This window comes from Streptomyces sp. NPDC025721, from assembly GCF_055558595.1.
On sequence record NZ_JBVHMF010000019.1, the window covers coordinates 140,127 to 156,859 of the forward strand.

The following is a 16,733-nucleotide window of genomic DNA, read 5'->3' on the forward strand; positions in this document are numbered from 1 at the left end:
GGGGGAGAGAGACCCCCCAGAAAAACCCCCCCCCCCTCTCTCCCGGGGCCTCACCCCCCCCCTCCCCCCCCCCCCCTCCCCCACCCCCCCCCCCCCCCCCCCCCTCCCCCCCCCCCCCTCCCCCCCCCCCCCCCCCGCCGCGGGCCCGCAGAGCCCCCAGGGAGACCGAACCGGCTTCCGAGGCAGCGGAGTTGGCCGAGTCCAGCGCGGTGGCGCCGTGAGCCGCCTGCCCAACCGCCGCGACGACGAGGTGCGCCGCCTGCTGGACACCCCGCACCCGGTGGTCCCGCTCGATCTCACCGCCCGCGCCGCCGCCCGCGGACGCCGGATCGTACGCCGCCGCCGGGTCGTCCGACTCGCCCTGTGGCTGGTGCTGTTCGCGGCCGTCGTGGCCGGTCTGGTCCTGGCCGCGGTGGCGTGGCCCGACCACTCGGCCCCTACGACGCCGACGGACGGCAGTTGGTGGTCGGCGACGGGCTGAGCCTTCCGTGGGAAAGGCGCCGGGCCCGTACGGTACGCGGCGCGCGCGACCGTACGGGCCCGGGAGTTCACGCTCTCAGGACGGTGTCACGACCTCAGCCGAGGGCCTGCGCCAGGTCGGCCAGCAGGTCGTCCGCGGCCTCGATGCCGACCGACAGGCGTACCAGATCGGCGGGCACCTCCAGCGCGGAACCGGCCACCGAGGCGTGCGTCATACGGCCCGGGTGCTCGATCAACGACTCGACGCCGCCGAGGGATTCGCCGAGCGTGAAGAGCTCCGCGCGGTCGCAGACGGCGACCGCCGCGTCCTCGCCGCCCACGACGCGGAAGGACACCATGCCGCCGAACGCCTTCATCTGCTTGGCGGCCACCTCGTGCCCCGCGTGCTCCGGCAGACCGGGGTAGTACACCTGCGCCACCTTCGGGTGCGCGGCCAGCATGCCGGCCACCCGCGTCGCGTTGGCGCTGTGCCGGTCCATCCGTACCGCGAGCGTCTTGACGCCGCGCATCACCAGCCACGCGTCGAACGGCCCGGCGACCGCGCCCATCGCGTTCTGGTGGTACGCCAACTCCTCGCCCAGGCCCGCGTCCGAGGTGACCAGCGCGCCGCCGACCACGTCGGAGTGCCCGCCCATGTACTTGGTCGTGGAGTGCACGACGACGTCCGCGCCGAGCGCCAACGGCTGCTGGAGGTAAGGGCTCGCGAAGGTGTTGTCGACCACCAGCCGCACCCCGGCCTGCCGGGCGACCCCGGCGACCGCCGCGATGTCGGTGATGCCGAGCAGCGGGTTCGAGGGCGTCTCGACCCAGATCAGCTTGGTCTCCGGCCGGAGCGCGTCCCGTACCGCCTGGACGTCGGAGGTGTCGGCCACCGACCAGCGCACGCCCCAGCGCTCCACGACCTTCGCGAAGAGCCGGAAGGTGCCGCCGTACGCGTCGTTCGGGATCACCACGTGGTCGCCCGGCGCGAGCATCGTACGCAGCAGGCAGTCCTCGGCCGCGAGCCCCGAGGCGAAGGCGAGGCCGCGGCTGCCGCCCTCCAGCGCCGCCAGGTTCTCTTCGAGGGCGGTCCTGGTCGGGTTGGCCGACCGGCTGTACTCGTAGCCGCCGCGCAGGCCGCCGACACCGTCCTGCTTGTACGTCGACACCTGGTAAATCGGCGTCACCACGGCCCCGGTCTGCGCGTCCGCGGCCTGGCCGGCGTGGATCGCGAGGGTCTCGAAGTGCTGGTGGCCGATGTCCTGGTGCCCGATGTGCTTGTCGCTCATGGCCCCGAGCGTAGTGCCGCCGTCAGGCCCGCGCCGACAGCCTCGCGCGCAGCACGGCCGCGCTGCGCTCGCACCACTCGGCGTTTCCCCGCTCGAAGGCGAGGCCGCGCAGGCACGTCAGATACGGGCCGATGCGGGTGCCGTGGCGCAGGAAGTCCTCCTCGTCCCGGTCACCGCGGAGCTTGCCGAGCAGGGTCGTGAACAGCTCGGCCTTCGCCGCCGCGAAGGCGGCGCGCTCCATGAGCTGGGCGATGACGGCCTCGGTGCCGAGGCGGTCGGCGGTCTGAACCTTCACAAGGAGTTCATCACGGATGAAGGACGGTTTCGCGGGCGCCGCCGCGAAGCGTTCCAGTTCGGCGAGGCCGGCGTCGGTCACCTGGAAGAGGCGCTTGTTCGGCCGCGTGTCCTGGACGACCTCCCGGCCGGTGACCAGGCCGTCGCTCTCCAGCCTGGTCAGTTCCGCGTAGAGCTGCTGGGGCAGCGCGTGCCAGAAGTTGGCCACGCCGACGTTGAACGCCTTGGCCAGCTGGTAGCCGCTCAGCTCCTCGTCCAGCAGCGCCGCGAGCACCGCGTGGCGCAAAGCCATCGCCCGGCCTCCTCCCGTCCGCCCGGTCCGTTGTACGCTCGACATGATACTCAAGAAAGTGACTAATCAGATGCACGAGTAGGGGGGCCGCCCAGGGCAGCCCTCCAGAACCGAAGGAGCAGCCGCCGTGACCGCGACGGACGCCGTGACCGCAGACCCCTCCGCTTTCCGCGCCGCCGTCGAGTCGGGCGACGTCGAGGCCCTCAGCCGCCTGTTCACCGACGACATCCGGCTCTACAGCCCGGTGAAGTTCACCCCGTTCGAGGGCAAGCCGCTCGTCGTCGGCCTCTTCCACGTCCTGGTGCGCACCTTCGAGGACTTCCGCTACATCGGCCGGTTCGACGGCTCCGCCCGGACCACCGGTGACGGCACCGACGCCCCGTCCGCGATCCTGCTCTTCCGCGCCACCGTCAACGGCAAGGAGATCCACGGCATCGACATGCTCCAGTTCGACCCGGCCGGGCTGATCAAGGAGATCACCGTCATGGTCCGCCCCCAGTCCGCCGTCCAGACCCTCGGCGAAGCCGTCCTCGCCGGCCTCGTCGCCGACGGCCTGGCCCCGGCCCCGCGCTGACGGCCGACGGCTCGGCCCGCACAGGAGGCAGGGGGCAAGGGGTGGATGACGTGACCGGGGAACCGCCGCTCGCGGCGGATGAGGCGTTGCGCCACGTGACCGGGCTGGCGCGGGCCGGGACGCCGGTTGCCGCCGGGGTGCGGGTGAGCGTGAATTTCCATCCGGACCGCGGGGGGATGCTGGAGGCGCTGGGACGGGAGGGCGTGTACCGGTCGCAGTTCGTGACCGGCACGAGCAACGGGGGCCTGACCGCGTATCCGGGCGGAGACCGGTGGCGGTGGGAGAGCCGGATCTTCGGGGGCGCGTACGACCGGGCGGACGGGCGGGCACGGCCGGTGTACGGGGCGTTGAACTTCCGGCGCGAGCGGGTCGGCGCGGCCCCGCGCTTCGGGTCCGCGCACTTCCGGCTGCGCGCCGGGACGCTGGCGCGGGCGACCTTCTGCTATCCGGACAGCGCCCGGGAACCGTCCGACTTCGGGGTCGAAGGGACGGTGTCGGCCCTGGTGGAGCTGGCCCGCGCGGACGCCGCGGCCGGGCGGGGGGACGCGCTCGACGGCTATGTGGAGGCGCAGGTGCACGGTCCCGTGGTGCTCGCCGAGGACGTGGAGGCGCTGGTGCTCGACCCGAGCCACCGCGGCACCGCCGTGGAGGACGCCGCGCGCCTGCTGCCGTGCCCGCTGGAGTGGCACGCCGGTTTCCGCCTCGCCGTCACGGAGTTGCGCCGCCACCCGGACTACCGGGGGCCGGAATTCGTCGCGCTGGGCGCCGAGATCGCGGAGGGCGGATTCCTCGACCCGCGCGTCATCGGCGAGGCAGCCCGCACCGGCCGCCACGACCCGCAGTCGCTCAAGCGCGTCTGGCACTGCGTGGCCCGCTTCGGGGCGCCGTCGGAGGGTCAGGCGGTTGTGGTGGGGGAGGTCGGGGAGGTGGGGAGGCGGTAGTCGGACAGGGAGAGCATGCGGCGGTGCTGGGGGCGCAGACCCGTGATGTGGAGCGGGAGCGCGAAGGCGGTGCAGCGGGCGTGCAGGCTGCTCAGGAAGCGCAGCGCCGTCGTGTCCATGAAGGGGACGGCGTCGAAGTCGAGGTGGACCCCCCGCAGGCCGGGGCGCAGCGCCAGTTGGGCCTGGGTCAGAGCCGGGCGCGCTTCGAGGTCGATGTCCCCGCACGGCCGGAGGGTGAGTATCCCGTCGTCGTCCAGCGCGGTCGGACAGGTGAAGGGAGCCGTGGCGTCCATGGCGGTCTGTGTCCTCTCTCGAATCTCGAAGGGTCTGCACCCTTGGACACCGTGGGCGGACGGACATCACGCGCGGGGACGTACCCGGTGAAAACGGGCGGTCTCAGACGATCGCGGTGACCGTCACCGACACCGTGACCGGCGTGGTCAGCGTCTGCGGATACGTCGTGTAGACCGCCTCGACGACCGCCTCCCGCACGTGCTGGGCGACCCGGGCCGCCTGGTAGCCGGTGCGTACGGCCAGCGAGACCGTGACCGCGCACTGCGCGGGGTCGGTCCGCCACCGCACGGTGACACCGGGGGCGGTACGCGAGCGCAGGCGGTCGGTCAGGCGCGGGCTGAGGTAGGCGACGCCGGGGACGTCGACCGCGGCGGCGCCCGCCGCGGTCGCGGTCTCGCGCTCTTCCGGTGTACGGGTCAGCGGGTTCATCGGGTCAGCCCTCCCCGGAGGTCGCGTCGTTGAGCGGGCGGTCGGCCGCCGCCCCGTCGTCCAGGACGTCCACCACCGACACGTCCACCGCGGCGACGTCCAGGCCGATCACCGCGTGCGCCGCGTTCATGACGCGTTCGCGGACCGCCGCGGCGGCCTCGGGGACGGTACGGCTGAGGACGACGGCCACTTCCAGGCGGACCCGCAGCGGCACGCGCGGCAGCGGCAGCCCGGGCAGTACGTAGCGCGCGGGCTCGCGGGCCGCGGTGATCCGGCAGCTCCCGGCCACGACACCGGGAACCGCGTCCGCGGCCTGCCGGAAGAGCCGGGCGGCGGCGGTCTCGGTGATCCAGTCGTCGGCCGCGGGGTCGCCGAGCGGTACGAGGCGGCCGGGCCGCAGTTCGGTCCGCACCAGGTCCATCACGCGGGCGGCCAGATCGGGCGCGGGCAGGTCGCGTACCGCCAGCGCCTGGTGCACGGCCTGGTCGAGCTGGGCCAGTTCGGCGAGCGAGTCCCGGCAGTGCGGGCAGTCCTCGTGGCCGGGGGCGGGCTCGCCGCCCTCCCACAGATCGGCCAACGAGGCGTCGCAGGGCAGGAGTTCGTCGTCTAGCGCCATGTGTCCATCGCCTCCGTCAGATAGCGGCGGGCCCGGAAGATCCGTCCCCGGACGGCCGGTTCGCCGATCCCCACGGCGGTGGCGATCTCGTCGTACGACAGGCCGTGGAATTCGCGCAGCACCCAGCACGCGCGCTGCTCGGGGGTGAGACCGGCCAGCGCGCGGTGCAGCGCCTCGGCCGACGCGGCGGACTCCGCGGCGCGGACGGGCGAGGACTGGTACTCGGGCGCGGCGGGTTCGACGATCGAGTCCAGCGGCTGGGTGGGGCGGCGGCCCCTGAGGACGTTGAGGCAGCGGTTGGTCACGATGCGGTACATCCACGTGCCGAAGGCCGCGTTCCTGCGGAACTCCGGCAGCCGCCGCCACGCGCTGACATACGCGTCCTGCACCGCGTCCTCCGCCTCGGCGTCGTTGCCGAGCAACCGGCGTGCCAGGCGCAGCAGTTCGCCGCTGTGCCGCCGTACCAGGATCTCGAACGCCTCGTCGTCGCCCTCGCTCGCGCGGGCGACCAGCAGGTCTTCCTCCCGCCCGGACGCCGGCGGCTCCGGCTCGGGCGGGGGCACATGCGACGGCGCCCCGTCGGACGCCTCACCGGACACGGCACCGCGCCGGGTCCTCGGCGGCGAGCAGAGGCACGTACAAGCAGGTCAACGTCGTCCGTCCAACAGGTGATCGCGGTCCACGGGGGTGTGCCGTACGGCACCGGGTTCGTGCGAGCGGCAGCGGCGTGCGGGGGCGCCGGGGTGGGACAGCCCCGGCGCCCCCGGAGAACGGCTACTGCACTCGTCCCTCGGCGGGGGTGTCGTCGTCCTCGTCGGGCAGGTGCACGTCGACGATCGAGACGTTGACTTCGACGACCTCGAGGCCGGTCATGCGCTCGACGGCGGAGATCACGTTCTCCCGTACGTCGGCGGACACATCGGTGATGGCGACGCCGTACTCGACCACCAGCTCCAGGTCCACGGCCGTCTGCCGCTCGCCGACCTCGACCTTGACGCCGCGGGTCACGTTGGGGCGGCCACCGGGGACGCGGTCGCGGATGGCGCCCATGCTGCGGGCGAGGCTGCCGCCGAAGTCGTGGACGCCGAGCACCTCACGTGCCGCCATGCCCGCGATCTTCTCCACGACGGAATTGGCGATGGACGTACGGCCGCGCTCGGCGGGCACGCGGAAGGCGCCGTCGGCCCGCTTCTCCAGGCCCTGCCCCTTGCTGCCGTCGTCGTCGCGGTCCGTGCTGGTGCGCTGGGGCGAAACCGGCGCTTCGGCCTTCGTCGTGGTCATACCGGGTCTCCTGGTGTTCGCAAGTGCACCGGCCGGGTCGCGCGGATCCACTGACGCGGATCGCACGACGGTGGATCGTACGAATACGCCGACCCTACGGTGCATGTGGCGGCCTCATGGGCCCTGACATTCTTAAGACACCCCTGATCCGGAGACCTCACGCGCGAATCCGGGATCTTCTCGAAGAGATTCCCGCGCGGGTCGGCGGGAGCGGGCCCGGCCCGGGTCCTGAGGCTCCGCGGCCCCGGTCCCGGCGGGGCTCAGACGTCGGTGCGCACCCAGAGGCAGAAGGGGTGACCGGCCGGGTCGAGGAAGATCCGCGTGTCGTCCTCCGGCTGGTGCGCGGCGAGGGTGGCGCCGCAGGCCAGGGCGGTGGCGGTGCCCGCCGAGAGGTCGGTGACCTCGAAGTCGAGATGCAGCATCATCTGCTGCGCGGCGGGGGCGGAGGGCCAGGTCGGCGGGGTGTAGAGGGGCTCGGTCTGGAAGGACAGGCCCGTGCCGCCGCCGGGCGGGTTGAGCTTGACCCAGTCGGGCTCCCGCGCGGTGACCTCCCAGCCGAGCAGCCGCCGGTAGAAGTCGGCGAGCGCCGTCGCGTCGGGCGCGTCGAGGACGACGGCGGTGAAGGTCGTACGCAGTGGTGCGGTCGGCTCTGACATCGGTCTCCCCTGGTCGCGGCGGGCCGGGCGGGCCGGCCCGGCTCTCGGGCGTGCGGCCCGTCCGCGGTCCAGCGTGGCACCGGGCACCGACAACGCGGCGCCGCCTCTCCGCCGCCGGACGGATCGACCGGCGGAGGGGAGGCGGGGGGCCCGCCGCGCTCCCGACTCAGGCGGCCGTGCGCTCGCGCAGCGTCAGCGTCCCCTTCCTGATCGTCGCCAGCCGCGGCGCCCGCTTGGCGATGCCCGAGTCGTGGGTGACGAGGATGAAGGTGAGGCCGCGGTCGCGCCAGAGCCCTTCGAGCAGGCCCATGATGTCGTCGCGGGTGCCCTCGTCGAGGTTGCCGGTGGGCTCGTCGGCGAGCAGCACCTTGGGCTCCTTGACCAGGGCGCGGGCGATGGCGACGCGCTGTTGCTGGCCGCCGGAGAGTTCGGACGGCAGGTGGGTCAGCCGTTCGCCGAGGCCCACCGACTCCAGTGCCCGCGCGGCGCGTTCGCGGCGGGCCGCGCCCTTGACCCCCATGGGTACGAGGGCGGTCTCGACGTTCTCCTGCGCGGTGAGGGTCGGGATGAGGTTGAAGCTCTGGAAGATGAAGCCGATGTTCTCCGACCGCACCTTGGTGAGCTTGGCCTCGCCGAGCTTGGCGAGGTCGACGCCGTCCAGTTCCACGGCGCCCGACGTCGGGCGGTCGAGGCCGCCGAGCATCTGGAGGAGCGTGGACTTGCCGCCGCCGGTGGGGCCCTGGATGACGAGCTGGTCGCCGTCGGCGATGGCCAGGTCGATGCCCTTGAGGGCGTCCACGGTGGCCTTGCCGCGCCGGTAGCGCTTGGTCACGCCGGTCAACTGATACATGGTCAATTCCTTCTGGACGAGGGGCTATTCGACGCGGCGCAGGGCGTCGGCGGGGCGCAGCCGGGAGGCGCGCCAGCCGCCGAAGGCGCCCGCGATCAGGCCGCCCGCGACGGCCAGGCCGACGGCGAGGGCGATGGTGTGGACGCTGACCGGGGCGCTCAGCGCGATGTCGACGGTCTTGGCGGCGGAACGGGCCGGGCCGCCGAAGCCGCCGCCACCGCCGCCTGCGCCGCCACCGCCACCGCCTCCGTTGGAGCCGAGTTGAGCGCTGAGCGTCGGGCTGATCGCGGTGACCGCGTACGCCCCCGCCAGGCCGAGCGCGATGCCGAGGACACCGCCGAGCAGCCCGTTGACCAGCGCTTCGCCCATCACCTGCCGGGTGACCCGGCCGCTCTTCCAGCCGAGCGCCTTGAGCGTGCCGAATTCCCGTACCCGCCTGCTGACGGCGGAGGAGGTGAGCAGCCCCGCGACCAGGAAGGCCGCGACGAGGACGGCGATCGACAGCCACTTGCCGACGTTGGTGGCGAGCGAGGACGCCGTCGACAGCGAGCCGGAGACGGTGGAGGCCAGGTCGGCCGAGGTGGTGACCGTGGTCCCCGAAATGTTCTTCTGGATGGCCGACTTGACGCTGTCGATCTGCTGCGAGCCGGACGCCTTGACGTACACCGTGGTGATCTTGTCCGCGGAGTCCGAGAGCGTCTGCGCCTGTTTCAGCGGCAGGTAGAGGTTGGCCGCCGCCTGGCCGCTGTCGGCGGTCGCGATGCCGATGACCTTGTACTTCGTGTCCTTGACGGTGACCGTCGAGCCGACCGAGAGCTTGTTCTCCTTGGCGTACGCGGAGTCGGCCACGGCGACCTCGGCGTCCGCCTGGGCGGCGGTGAAGGTGGTGCCCGAGGTGATCTTCGACGAAGTCAGCGGGCCGAGCGCGAGGTTGGAGACATCGACGCCGTACAGCGTGTAGCTGTTGGCGTCGAACTGCGCGCCGCCGCCCCGGACTTCGCCCTGCGGCGGGGTGTTGCCGCCGCCGCGCCCGCCGCCGCTGCCGCCGGAGGTGCCCTGCTTCTGCTGGAACTGTCCTTGCGTGAACGAGCCGTCGATCTTGAGCACTTGGAGGCTGAGGCCGCCGACCGCGCCCGCGACGTGCTGCTGGCCGCTCACCTTGCCGACGACCGAGGACGCCAGCGTCTGGAAGCCCTGGACCATGACGCGGTCGCTGCTCTGCGTCTTTCCGTCGCTGTTCGCGTCGAAGTCGAACTTGGGGCGGGTCGTACCGCCGCTCGCGGTGGCGGCGGGCGCGGCCTTGGTGACGGTCATGTCCGTACCGAGGCCGTACAGCGACTGGAGGACCTTGTCCTGCGCCTGGCCCATGCCGGACGAGACGGAGTTGACGGTGATGACCAGCCCGATGCCGAGCGCGAGGCCCAGGGCGACGACGAGTGCCGCCTTGCGTCGGCGGCGCAGCTCGCGCCGGAGATACGTGAAGAACATCCGATTCCTCGTGGGTGGCAGTGGGTGGAGCCGGGAGTGGAGTGGACGCGAGGAGGGGGTGCGTCCACTCCGCTCCCGCTGCCGCGAACGCTAGGAATCAGCGGTGACGTTCCGGTGAGGCGGGTGTGAGGGAGTGCTGAGAAACAGGGTGCCGCGATGAGCCGGGGATAAAGCCCGGGTGAGGAGTTCCTTGAACAGCTCTCCCACGGGCCCTGCACAGGCCCGTGACAGTTCGCTCGGGAAGTCTGACGCGGGGTGCGACCCGCACCCCGCGGGAGTCACCGCGGGCCGGGCCGCCTGCCCCCGGTCAGCGGACACCCAGCAGGTGGTCCATGGCGAGCTGGTCGAGCGCTTCGAAGGCCATGCCCCGCTCGGCCGCCGCCGTGACGTCGAAGTCCTCGTACGCGCCGCGGTCGGCGAGCAGTCCGGCCAGCCGTCCGCCCAGCGTGTCCTCCGCGCCGAGCGTCGGCAGGGCCAGCTCGTCCAGGCGCGAGGCCCGCAGCGCGGCCTGCACCTCGGGGTCGGCGCGGAAGGCGGCGGCGCGCTCCTTGAGGATCAGGTAGTTGCGCATGCAGCCCGCGGCCGACGCCCACACCCCGTCGTAGTCCTCGGTACGCGGCGGCTTGAAGTCGAAGTGCCGCGGCCCCTGGTATCCGGCGGTCTCCAGCAGGTCGACCAGCCAGAAGGCGGAGCGCAGGTCGCCCGCGCCGAAGCGGAGGTCCTGGTCGTACTTGATGCCGGTCTGGCCGTTGAGGTCGATGTGGAAGAGCTTGCCGTGCCACAGCGCCTGGGCGATGCCGTGCGGGAAGTTGAGCCCGGCCATCTGCTCGTGGCCGACCTCGGGGTTGACGCCGACGATGTCGGGGCGCTCCAGCGAGTTGATGAAGGCCAGCGCGTGGCCGACGGTCGGCAGCAGGATGTCGCCGCGCGGCTCGTTCGGCTTCGGCTCGACCGCGAACCGCAGGTTGTAGCCCTGCTCGGTGACGTACTCGCCGAGCAGGTCGAACGCCTCCTTCATCCGGTCGAGCGCCAGCCGTACGTCCTTGGCGCCGCCGGACTCCGCGCCCTCCCGGCCGCCCCACGCCACATACGTCTCCGCGCCCAGCTCGGCGGCGAGGTCGATGTTGCGGAGGGTCTTGCGGAGGGCGAAGCGGCGGACGTCGCGGTCGTTGGCGGTGAAGGCGCCGTCCTTGAAGACCGGGTGCGTGAAGAGGTTCGTGGTCAGCATCGGGGTGGTCATCCCGGTGGTGTCCAGCGCCTGCCGGAACCGCTTGACCAGCGCGTCGCGCTCCGCGTCCGTCGAGCCGAACGGGATCAGGTCGTCGTCGTGGAAAGTGACGCCGTACGCGCCCAGCTCGGAGAGCCGGTTGACGGACTCGACCGGGTCCAGCGGGGCGCGGGTGGCGTCGCCGAACGGGTCGCGGCCCTGCCAGCCGACGGTCCACAGGCCGAAGGTGAACTTGTGCTCGGGGGCCGGGGTAAGACTCTCGGAAGTCATTGCGACTGGCTCCTATTCGTCAGACTGTTAAACAAATTAGTATGCGAGACCAGCGATGGGAAGTGGCGCTCGCGAAGGGATCGGGAATCGCATGGGGTCGAAAGCAGGGACGGGACGGGTCGTACTCGGGGTGGACAGCTCCACGCAGTCCACGAAAGTGCTGGCCGTCGACGTGGACAGCGGCGCCGTCCTGGCCGCCGGGCAGGCGCCGCACACGGTCAGCTCGGGGGCCGGACGCGAGACCGACCCCGAGGTGTGGTGGACGGCGCTGCGCGACGCGATCGGGCAGACCGGGGAGTACGCGGCGCGCGCCGAGGCGATATCGGTCGGCGGGCAGCAGCACGGGCTGGTCGTCCTCGACGCCGCCGGACGCCCGCTGCGGCCCGCGCTGCTCTGGAACGACGTACGGTCCGCGCCGCAGGCCGCCGCGCTCGTCGAACGGCACGGCGCGCAGTGGTGGGCCGAGCGCTTCGGCTCCGTCCCCGCGGCCAGCTTCACCGCCGCCAAGTGGGCATGGCTCACCGAACACGAGCCCGAGGCCGCGGCGGCCGCCGCGGCCGTACGCCTCCCCCACGACTTCCTCACCGAGCGGCTCGGCGGCGCCGCCGTCACCGACCGCGGCGACGTCTCCGGCACCGGCTGGTGGGCCTCGGGCACCGAGACCTACGACGACGGGTTGCTCGCCGAGATCGGGCTCGACCCCGCGCTGCTCCCGACCGTCCTCGGGCCCGGCGAGGAGGCGGGCACCGTCTCCGCCGGTCTGCCCCTGCGGCCCGGCACCCTCGTCGCCTCCGGCACCGGCGACAACGCCGCCGCCGCGCTGGGCCTCGGCCTCGAACCCGGACGCGCCGTCCTCAGCCTCGGTACCTCCGGTACGGTCTACGCCGTTTCGCGGCGGCGGCCCACCGACGCGTCCGGGACCGTCGCCGGGTTCGCCGCCGCTGACGGGGGCTGGCTGCCGCTGGCCTGCACCCTCAACTGCACGCTGGCCGTCGACAAGGTGGCCGCGCTCCTGCGGCTCGACCGGGAGGAGGTGGAGCCCGGCGGCTCCGTCGCCTTCCTCCCCTTCCTCGACGGTGAGCGCACGCCCAACCTGCCGTACGCCTCGGGGCTGCTGACCGGCCTGCGCCACGACACGTCCGCCGGACAGGTGCTCCAGGCCGCCTACGACGGGGCCGTCTACGCGCTTCTCTCCGCCCTCGACCAGGTGCTCGCCGTGGACTCCGCCCCCTCCGACCGGCCCCTTCTCCTCATCGGCGGCGGCGCCCGGGGCGCGGCCTGGCTCGACACCGTCCGCCGCCTTTCGGGGCGGGCCGTTCAGGTGCCGCGTGCCGCGGAGCTGGTCGCGCTGGGCGCCGCCGCGCAGGCCGCGGCTCTCCTCACCAAGGAGTCTCCCTCCGCCGTCGCGCTCCGCTGGGGTACCGCGGCAGGGGCTCTCCACCCGCCCCTTCCCCGCGATGACGCTGCGCTCGCCCGCCTCTCCTCCGCGCTCCCGCTGGCGGCCGGCCGCTGACCCCGCCGCCTTTCTGGGGGCGGCGCCCGTTTCTTTCCCACCCGCCCACCCGTGCGAGTGCTTTCTTCGTCTGCGGGTGCCGCCTGTGCCTGGTCGGTCCCGGCCCGGGGCACCTCCTCGGGCGACGAACCTGCGGCCACTTCCATGACGTCCAGCCCCTGTCTGTTCGTCCCCCTGCGGGGGCACCCCGCACCGTCCCCTCCTCGCCCGTCGGCGTCCGCCTGTCCGCTGTGGCTGGGGGGGGGAGGGGGTGGGTGGGGGTGCGGGCCCTGCGCCACCCGACGTCCAGTCGGGTGGGCGGGGGCTGCGGGTGCTGGGGAGTGGGGGGTGGCAGGGGCTTCGTCGGGCGCCTGGGGAAGGGCCCGGTCTTTCCGGAGCGGCCGGGAGGGGGCACCGGCGCAGGGCGGCCCGCCGAAAGAATGCCCCTCCCGGCAACCCCCACCGGACCGTCGGACGCCGACGTACCGGGAGGGGACGGGCCGGGGTGCCCCCGCAGAAATGCGGTGACAAGAAGGGCACCGGATACAGGAGACCAGGTAGCCGCATTTCGAGGAGGTGCCCCGGACCGGCACCGACTCAGGCACAAGCGGCACCCGCAGACGAAGAAAACACCCGCACGGGTGGGCGGGCGGGCAGAGAACACCGCCGCGGCGCAGCCGCACATACTTGGGGGGATGGGATGGAGGACGGCGTGGGTAAGGGAATGGGCGCGCAAGCGGGCCTGAGGCGCCGCAACATGGCACTGGTCATGCGTGCCCTCGCCGCAGGCGAGAACGTCACGCGCGCCGCCGTCGCGGCAGAGGTCGGCCTGACGAGGGCGACCGTCTCGACGCTGGTGGACGAACTGCTGGCGGCCGGCCTGGTGGAAGAGCGCGGCGCGCAGCGCCCCGGCACCGTCGGCCGCCCCGGCACCGCCCTGGCCCTGAGCGAGCGCGGCCCCGCCGGCCTCGGCGCCGAGGTCGGCGTCGACCACCTGGCCGCCTGCGTGGTGGACCTGCGCGGCACCGTCCGCTGCCACGCCGAGGCGAAGGCGGCGAACCGCGGCCGCCCGGCCGCCGAAGTGCTGGCGGAACTGGCCGAGTTGACGGCGAAGGTGACCAGGGAGGCGGCCGGGAGCGGCCTGCGTCCGGTCGCCACGACAGTGGCGGTCCCCGGCCTGGTCGGAAAGGACCGCGGCACGGTCCTGCGCGCCCCGAACCTGGGCTGGGAGGACGTGGCCGTCGCGGCCCCCCTCGGCGAGGGCACGGTCGTGGAGAACGAGGCGAATCTCGGCGCGCTCGCCGAATTGTGGCTCGGCGGCCACGAGAGGCTCGCGGACTTCGTGCACGTCTCCGCGGAGATCGGCATCGGCGCAGCCCTCGTCGTGGAGGGCCGCCTGTTCCGCGGCGCCCGCGGCTTCGCGGGCGAGCTGGGCCACGTACCGGTGCACCCGGACGGCCCCTTGTGCTCGTGCGGCGCGCACGGCTGCCTGGAGACGTACGCGGGCGAGGAGGCGCTGCTGCGGGCGGCCGGGGTGGGCGCGGGCGGCGGCCCGGCACTGCGGGCGGCGGCGGCCGACGGCGACCCGGCGGCGCTGAAGGCGCTGGAGGAGGCGGGCGCGGCGCTCGGCATCGCGCTGAGCGGCGCGGTGAACCTGCTGGACCCGCAGGCGGTGGTGGTCGGCGGCCCGCTGGCCGAACTGGCGCCGTGGCTGCTGCCGGGCGTCCGGCGGGAGCTGGCGGCCCGCGTCACCGACCGGCAGTGGCGCCCTGAGGACGTGGTGACGTCCAGGCTGGGCCGCGACGGGGTGCTGCGGGGCGCGGCGTACAGCTCCGTCCGCACGGTGCTGGAGGACCCGGCGAGCTGGGCCCTCCAGCAGGAGGCGTGAAAGCTTTACGCCTGCGGAGCCGTCCACGCCGCCCAGGACAGGTTCCAGCCGTTGAGCCCGTTGTCCGGCTGGATCGTCTTGTCGGCGGAGTCCTTGACGATGACGACGTCACCGACCATGGAGTTGTTGTAGAACCAGGCGGCCGGGGTGTTGGGGTCCTTGCCGCCCTTGGTGTCGCTCAGGCCCACGCAGCCGTGGCTGGTGTTGGTGGCGCCGAAGATCGACTTGCTGCCCCAGTAGTTGCCGTGGATGAAGGTCCCGGAGTTGCTGAGCCGCATGGCGTGCGGGACGTCGGGGATGTCGTACTCGCCCTTGCCGTCGTCCTCGGTGAAGCCGACCGTCGCGCCGTTCATCCGCGTGGTCTGGTACTTCTCGGAAATGACCATCTGGCCGTTGTACGTGCTGTGGTCCGGTGCGCCCGCCGAGATCGGGATGGTCTTGAGGACCTTGCCGTCGCGGACGACGGTCATCTGGTGGGTCGCGGCGTCGACGGTGGAGACCTGGGAGCGGCCGACGGTGAAGTTCACCGTCTTGTCCTGGACGCCGTAGATGCCCGCGCCGCCCTTGACGCCGTCGAGCTTGAGCTTGAGGGAGACGTGCGAGCCCGCCTGCCAGTACTGCTGGGGGCGGAAGTCGAGCCGGGTGGAGCTGAACCAGTGGCCCTCGACCCGCTGGCCGCTGCTGGAGGTCACCGAGACCGCGGCCTCGACGGCGGCGCGGTTGGTGATCGCCTTGTCGAAGTTGATCGAGACCGGCATGCCGACGCCGACGGTGGAGCCGTCCTCCGGCGTGAAGTAGCCGATGAAGCTGCTGGCGGCGGAGACGGTCGAGAAGGTGCCGTTCGCCGCGGCCGTACGGCCCTGGGAGTCGGTGGCGGCGGCCGATATCGCGTACTGCGTGCCGCGGGCCAGCGCGACGTCCGGGGTCCAGCTCGTGCGGTCGGCGGATATGGTGCCCGCGATCTTGTTGCCGGTGGCCTTGGACGTCATGGTGACCGAGGTGAGGGTGCCGCCCGCCACCGTGACCTTGGCGTCGTTGTGGATGCTCGCGCCGGTGCTGCCGTCCTTGGGCGTGATGGTGATCTTCGCGTCGGACGCCTGCTTCGCCGCCGCGGCGTCCTCCTTGGACTGGGCGGCGGCCGACGGGGACTGGCCGCCCGACGGGGACGAGCTGGCGGAGCTGGTCGGTTTGTCGCCGCCCGCAGCCTTGTCGCCACCGCCGCCTCCGCCGCCGCACGCCGTCAGCGTGACGGCACCGCCGATCAGCACCGCGGCGGCCGCGAGTGCGCGGCGGCGGGTGAAGGGCGAGCGCTTGGCGGGGGCATGTGCGTTGTCGGGCGGCGTCACGCGTGTCTCCAATGGGCTGGGGTCGCTCGCGGGTGAATGACGAGCTTCGTCCACATGCCATGAAAACAGGCCGACACCGGTAACCGTGCCCCGAGTGCCGGAATTGTGGGGTAACGCACGCGGGCCGGTTCCGGCCGCACGCGACGGGAGGCGGCGCGTTCGCGCAGGTGGGATGGGTTGTCCCGGCGCCGCCTCCGGGCCGGTCGGCGCGGAGCGTCCGGCTCCGCTTCCGGCGCCGCCGGACCCCCGGACACGCCCTAGTCCTCGGCGTCCCCGTCCGCGTCCTCCTCGTCGAGGTCCCACTCGTCGGAGTCCGGGTCGTACTCGGTGTGCGCGCACGACCACGACGCCTGGACGAGGTCGACGCCCGGCACGGCCGAGAGCAGGTCGGCCGGGTCGACGAGGTACGCCAGCGCCTCCGACTCGTCCTTGCCGACGGCGTCGCGGGCGTGCAGGCGTTCCTGCGGCGGCATGAACTCGTCGGCGCCGATGTGGTCCAGGGCCGCGCCGCGCAGCTCGTCGGGCCCGGAGACCTCCAGGACGAGTTCCACCTGGAGTCGTACGTACCGCGGACCGCTCTCGCCGCGGGGAATCTCAGTAGCGCTCATGCCACGGAGCGTAAGCGCCTTCGCCGCGGCTTCCCACGAGCCACACCAAGTCACTACCATCTGCCCCTACGGTCAATTCGCCGCACCAGCTGGGGGATCCGTTGACCTCGCCCCGTCCCTATGTCGCCGCAGCAGCGGCCGCCGCGCTCGCGGCGCTGTTCTTCGTCCCGTCCGCGAGCGCGAGTCCCGACGACGCCGCGACCTCCGCGCACACGAAGACCGCGGCCCACACCCGTACGACAAGCACGGCCAGTACGGCCAGTACGGCCACCACGCGCTCCGCCGCGGAGCAGATCGGCCTCGCCGACACCGGCAGCATCGACACCAAGCCGTATCTCATCGGCGGTGCCGCGTTCCTGGTGGCGGGCGCGGGGCTGATCGTCAACGCCGGCCGCCGCGCCCGCCAGAGCTTCTGACGGCGTCGCTCACACGGTCGCC

At 73.1% G+C, this 16,733-nt stretch carries 19 protein-coding genes; 6 read left to right on the forward strand and 13 right to left on the reverse strand.

Annotated elements, in window-relative coordinates; translation table 11 throughout:
- Positions 1-217: 217 nt before the first annotated feature.
- Positions 218-481 carry a hypothetical protein gene (locus ACZ4EF_RS24950; RefSeq protein ID WP_391049106.1) on the forward strand — a complete coding sequence of 88 codons (264 nt, stop codon included), beginning with the start codon at positions 218-220 and terminating at the stop codon, positions 479-481.
- Positions 482-575: 94 nt separating this feature from the next.
- On the opposite strand, the gene ACZ4EF_RS24955 is transcribed toward ACZ4EF_RS24950, so the two are convergent.
- Both ACZ4EF_RS24955 and ACZ4EF_RS24960 read right to left on the reverse strand, forming a co-directional pair.
- On the reverse strand, positions 576-1,748 hold the full coding sequence (locus ACZ4EF_RS24955) for a cystathionine gamma-synthase (protein ID WP_355349930.1): 1,173 nt from the start codon (positions 1,746-1,748) through the stop codon (positions 576-578).
- Between the two features lie 22 nt (positions 1,749-1,770).
- Complete coding sequence (locus ACZ4EF_RS24960; protein ID WP_355349927.1) at positions 1,771-2,334, reverse strand: PadR family transcriptional regulator; 564 nt, start codon at positions 2,332-2,334, stop codon at positions 1,771-1,773.
- Between the two features lie 127 nt (positions 2,335-2,461).
- Between ACZ4EF_RS24960 and ACZ4EF_RS24965 the strand changes: the two genes are divergently transcribed.
- Positions 2,462-2,908, forward strand: a complete 447-nt coding sequence (locus ACZ4EF_RS24965; RefSeq protein ID WP_355349924.1) for a nuclear transport factor 2 family protein — start codon at positions 2,462-2,464, stop codon at positions 2,906-2,908.
- 50 nt (positions 2,909-2,958) lie between these two features.
- Complete coding sequence (locus ACZ4EF_RS24970; protein WP_467506429.1) at positions 2,959-3,849, forward strand: DUF3626 domain-containing protein; 891 nt, start codon at positions 2,959-2,961, stop codon at positions 3,847-3,849.
- On the opposite strand, the gene ACZ4EF_RS24975 is transcribed toward ACZ4EF_RS24970, so the two are convergent.
- The 9 genes from ACZ4EF_RS24975 to xylA form a co-directional block, all read right to left on the reverse strand.
- Positions 3,804-4,142, reverse strand: a complete 339-nt coding sequence (locus tag ACZ4EF_RS24975; protein ID WP_355349918.1) for an STAS domain-containing protein — start codon at positions 4,140-4,142, stop codon at positions 3,804-3,806. The genes ACZ4EF_RS24970 and ACZ4EF_RS24975 overlap by 46 nt on opposite strands.
- Positions 4,143-4,245: 103 nt before the next feature.
- A complete protein-coding gene (locus tag ACZ4EF_RS24980; RefSeq protein ID WP_391161720.1) occupies positions 4,246-4,572 on the reverse strand; it encodes an Asp23/Gls24 family envelope stress response protein in 327 nt (108 codons plus the stop codon).
- Positions 4,573-4,576: 4 nt separating this feature from the next.
- Entirely contained in the window at positions 4,577-5,188 is a 612-nt protein-coding gene (locus ACZ4EF_RS24985) for a hypothetical protein (RefSeq protein WP_355349913.1), read from the reverse strand.
- A complete protein-coding gene (locus tag ACZ4EF_RS24990) occupies positions 5,179-5,751 on the reverse strand; it encodes an RNA polymerase sigma factor (protein WP_467506442.1) in 573 nt (190 codons plus the stop codon). The genes ACZ4EF_RS24985 and ACZ4EF_RS24990 overlap by 10 nt, the downstream gene beginning before the upstream one ends.
- Before the next feature lie 211 nt (positions 5,752-5,962).
- A complete protein-coding gene (locus ACZ4EF_RS24995) occupies positions 5,963-6,469 on the reverse strand; it encodes an Asp23/Gls24 family envelope stress response protein (protein WP_355349910.1) in 507 nt (168 codons plus the stop codon).
- Positions 6,470-6,729: 260 nt separating this feature from the next.
- Positions 6,730-7,125 carry a VOC family protein gene (locus tag ACZ4EF_RS25000; RefSeq protein WP_467506430.1) on the reverse strand — a complete coding sequence of 132 codons (396 nt, stop codon included), beginning with the start codon at positions 7,123-7,125 and terminating at the stop codon, positions 6,730-6,732.
- 166 nt (positions 7,126-7,291) lie between these two features.
- On the reverse strand, positions 7,292-7,975 hold the full coding sequence (locus tag ACZ4EF_RS25005; protein ID WP_391049088.1) for an ABC transporter ATP-binding protein: 684 nt from the start codon (positions 7,973-7,975) through the stop codon (positions 7,292-7,294).
- Between the two features lie 24 nt (positions 7,976-7,999).
- On the reverse strand, positions 8,000-9,463 hold the full coding sequence (locus ACZ4EF_RS25010) for an ABC transporter permease (RefSeq protein ID WP_467506431.1): 1,464 nt from the start codon (positions 9,461-9,463) through the stop codon (positions 8,000-8,002).
- 307 nt (positions 9,464-9,770) lie between these two features.
- Positions 9,771-10,961 (reverse strand): xylose isomerase, encoded by a 1,191-nt coding sequence (xylA, locus tag ACZ4EF_RS25015; RefSeq protein ID WP_355349898.1) that lies wholly within the window; start codon positions 10,959-10,961, stop codon positions 9,771-9,773.
- Between the two features lie 91 nt (positions 10,962-11,052).
- On the opposite strand from xylA, the gene xylB reads away from it, so the two are divergent.
- Both xylB and ACZ4EF_RS25025 read left to right on the forward strand, forming a co-directional pair.
- Positions 11,053-12,474, forward strand: a complete 1,422-nt coding sequence (gene xylB / locus ACZ4EF_RS25020) for a xylulokinase (RefSeq protein ID WP_467506432.1) — start codon at positions 11,053-11,055, stop codon at positions 12,472-12,474.
- Between the two features lie 736 nt (positions 12,475-13,210).
- Positions 13,211-14,341: an ROK family transcriptional regulator gene (locus ACZ4EF_RS25025; RefSeq protein WP_355349892.1), complete on the forward strand. Its 1,131-nt coding sequence runs from the start codon at positions 13,211-13,213 to the stop codon at positions 14,339-14,341.
- Positions 14,342-14,346: 5 nt separating this feature from the next.
- Here the strand turns inward: ACZ4EF_RS25025 and ACZ4EF_RS25030 are convergent, their stop codons facing one another.
- On the reverse strand, positions 14,347-15,687 hold the full coding sequence (locus tag ACZ4EF_RS25030; RefSeq protein WP_355349889.1) for a L,D-transpeptidase: 1,341 nt from the start codon (positions 15,685-15,687) through the stop codon (positions 14,347-14,349).
- 257 nt (positions 15,688-15,944) lie between these two features.
- Positions 15,945-16,295: a hypothetical protein gene (locus ACZ4EF_RS25035; RefSeq protein WP_391049076.1), complete on the reverse strand. Its 351-nt coding sequence runs from the start codon at positions 16,293-16,295 to the stop codon at positions 15,945-15,947.
- Positions 16,296-16,396: 101 nt separating this feature from the next.
- Between ACZ4EF_RS25035 and ACZ4EF_RS25040 the strand changes: the two genes are divergently transcribed.
- Positions 16,397-16,711 (forward strand): hypothetical protein, encoded by a 315-nt coding sequence (locus ACZ4EF_RS25040; RefSeq protein WP_467506433.1) that lies wholly within the window; start codon positions 16,397-16,399, stop codon positions 16,709-16,711.
- Positions 16,712-16,733: the final 22 nt, after the last annotated feature.

What these genes read in the sequence shown, in the direction of transcription:
- ACZ4EF_RS24955 (WP_355349930.1), bottom strand. Translation starts at nt 1,748, where the DNA reads ATGAGCGACAAGCACATCGGGCACCAGGACATCGGCCACCAGCACTTC.
- ACZ4EF_RS24960 (WP_355349927.1), bottom strand. Translation starts at nt 2,334, where the DNA reads ATGGCTTTGCGCCACGCGGTGCTCGCGGCGCTGCTGGACGAGGAGCTG.
- ACZ4EF_RS24975 (WP_355349918.1), bottom strand. Translation starts at nt 4,142, where the DNA reads ATGGACGCCACGGCTCCCTTCACCTGTCCGACCGCGCTGGACGACGAC.
- ACZ4EF_RS24980 (WP_391161720.1), bottom strand. Translation starts at nt 4,572, where the DNA reads ATGAACCCGCTGACCCGTACACCGGAAGAGCGCGAGACCGCGACCGCG.
- ACZ4EF_RS24985 (WP_355349913.1), bottom strand. Translation starts at nt 5,188, where the DNA reads ATGGCGCTAGACGACGAACTCCTGCCCTGCGACGCCTCGTTGGCCGAT.
- ACZ4EF_RS24995 (WP_355349910.1), bottom strand. Translation starts at nt 6,469, where the DNA reads ATGACCACGACGAAGGCCGAAGCGCCGGTTTCGCCCCAGCGCACCAGC.
- ACZ4EF_RS25000 (WP_467506430.1), bottom strand. Translation starts at nt 7,125, where the DNA reads ATGTCAGAGCCGACCGCACCACTGCGTACGACCTTCACCGCCGTCGTC.
- ACZ4EF_RS25005 (WP_391049088.1), bottom strand. Translation starts at nt 7,975, where the DNA reads ATGTATCAGTTGACCGGCGTGACCAAGCGCTACCGGCGCGGCAAGGCC.
- ACZ4EF_RS25010 (WP_467506431.1), bottom strand. Translation starts at nt 9,463, where the DNA reads ATGTTCTTCACGTATCTCCGGCGCGAGCTGCGCCGCCGACGCAAGGCG.
- xylA (WP_355349898.1), bottom strand. Translation starts at nt 10,961, where the DNA reads ATGACTTCCGAGAGTCTTACCCCGGCCCCCGAGCACAAGTTCACCTTC.
- xylB (WP_467506432.1), top strand. Translation starts at nt 11,053, where the DNA reads ATGGGGTCGAAAGCAGGGACGGGACGGGTCGTACTCGGGGTGGACAGC.
- ACZ4EF_RS25025 (WP_355349892.1), top strand. Translation starts at nt 13,211, where the DNA reads ATGGCACTGGTCATGCGTGCCCTCGCCGCAGGCGAGAACGTCACGCGC.
- ACZ4EF_RS25035 (WP_391049076.1), bottom strand. Translation starts at nt 16,295, where the DNA reads ATGAGCGCTACTGAGATTCCCCGCGGCGAGAGCGGTCCGCGGTACGTA.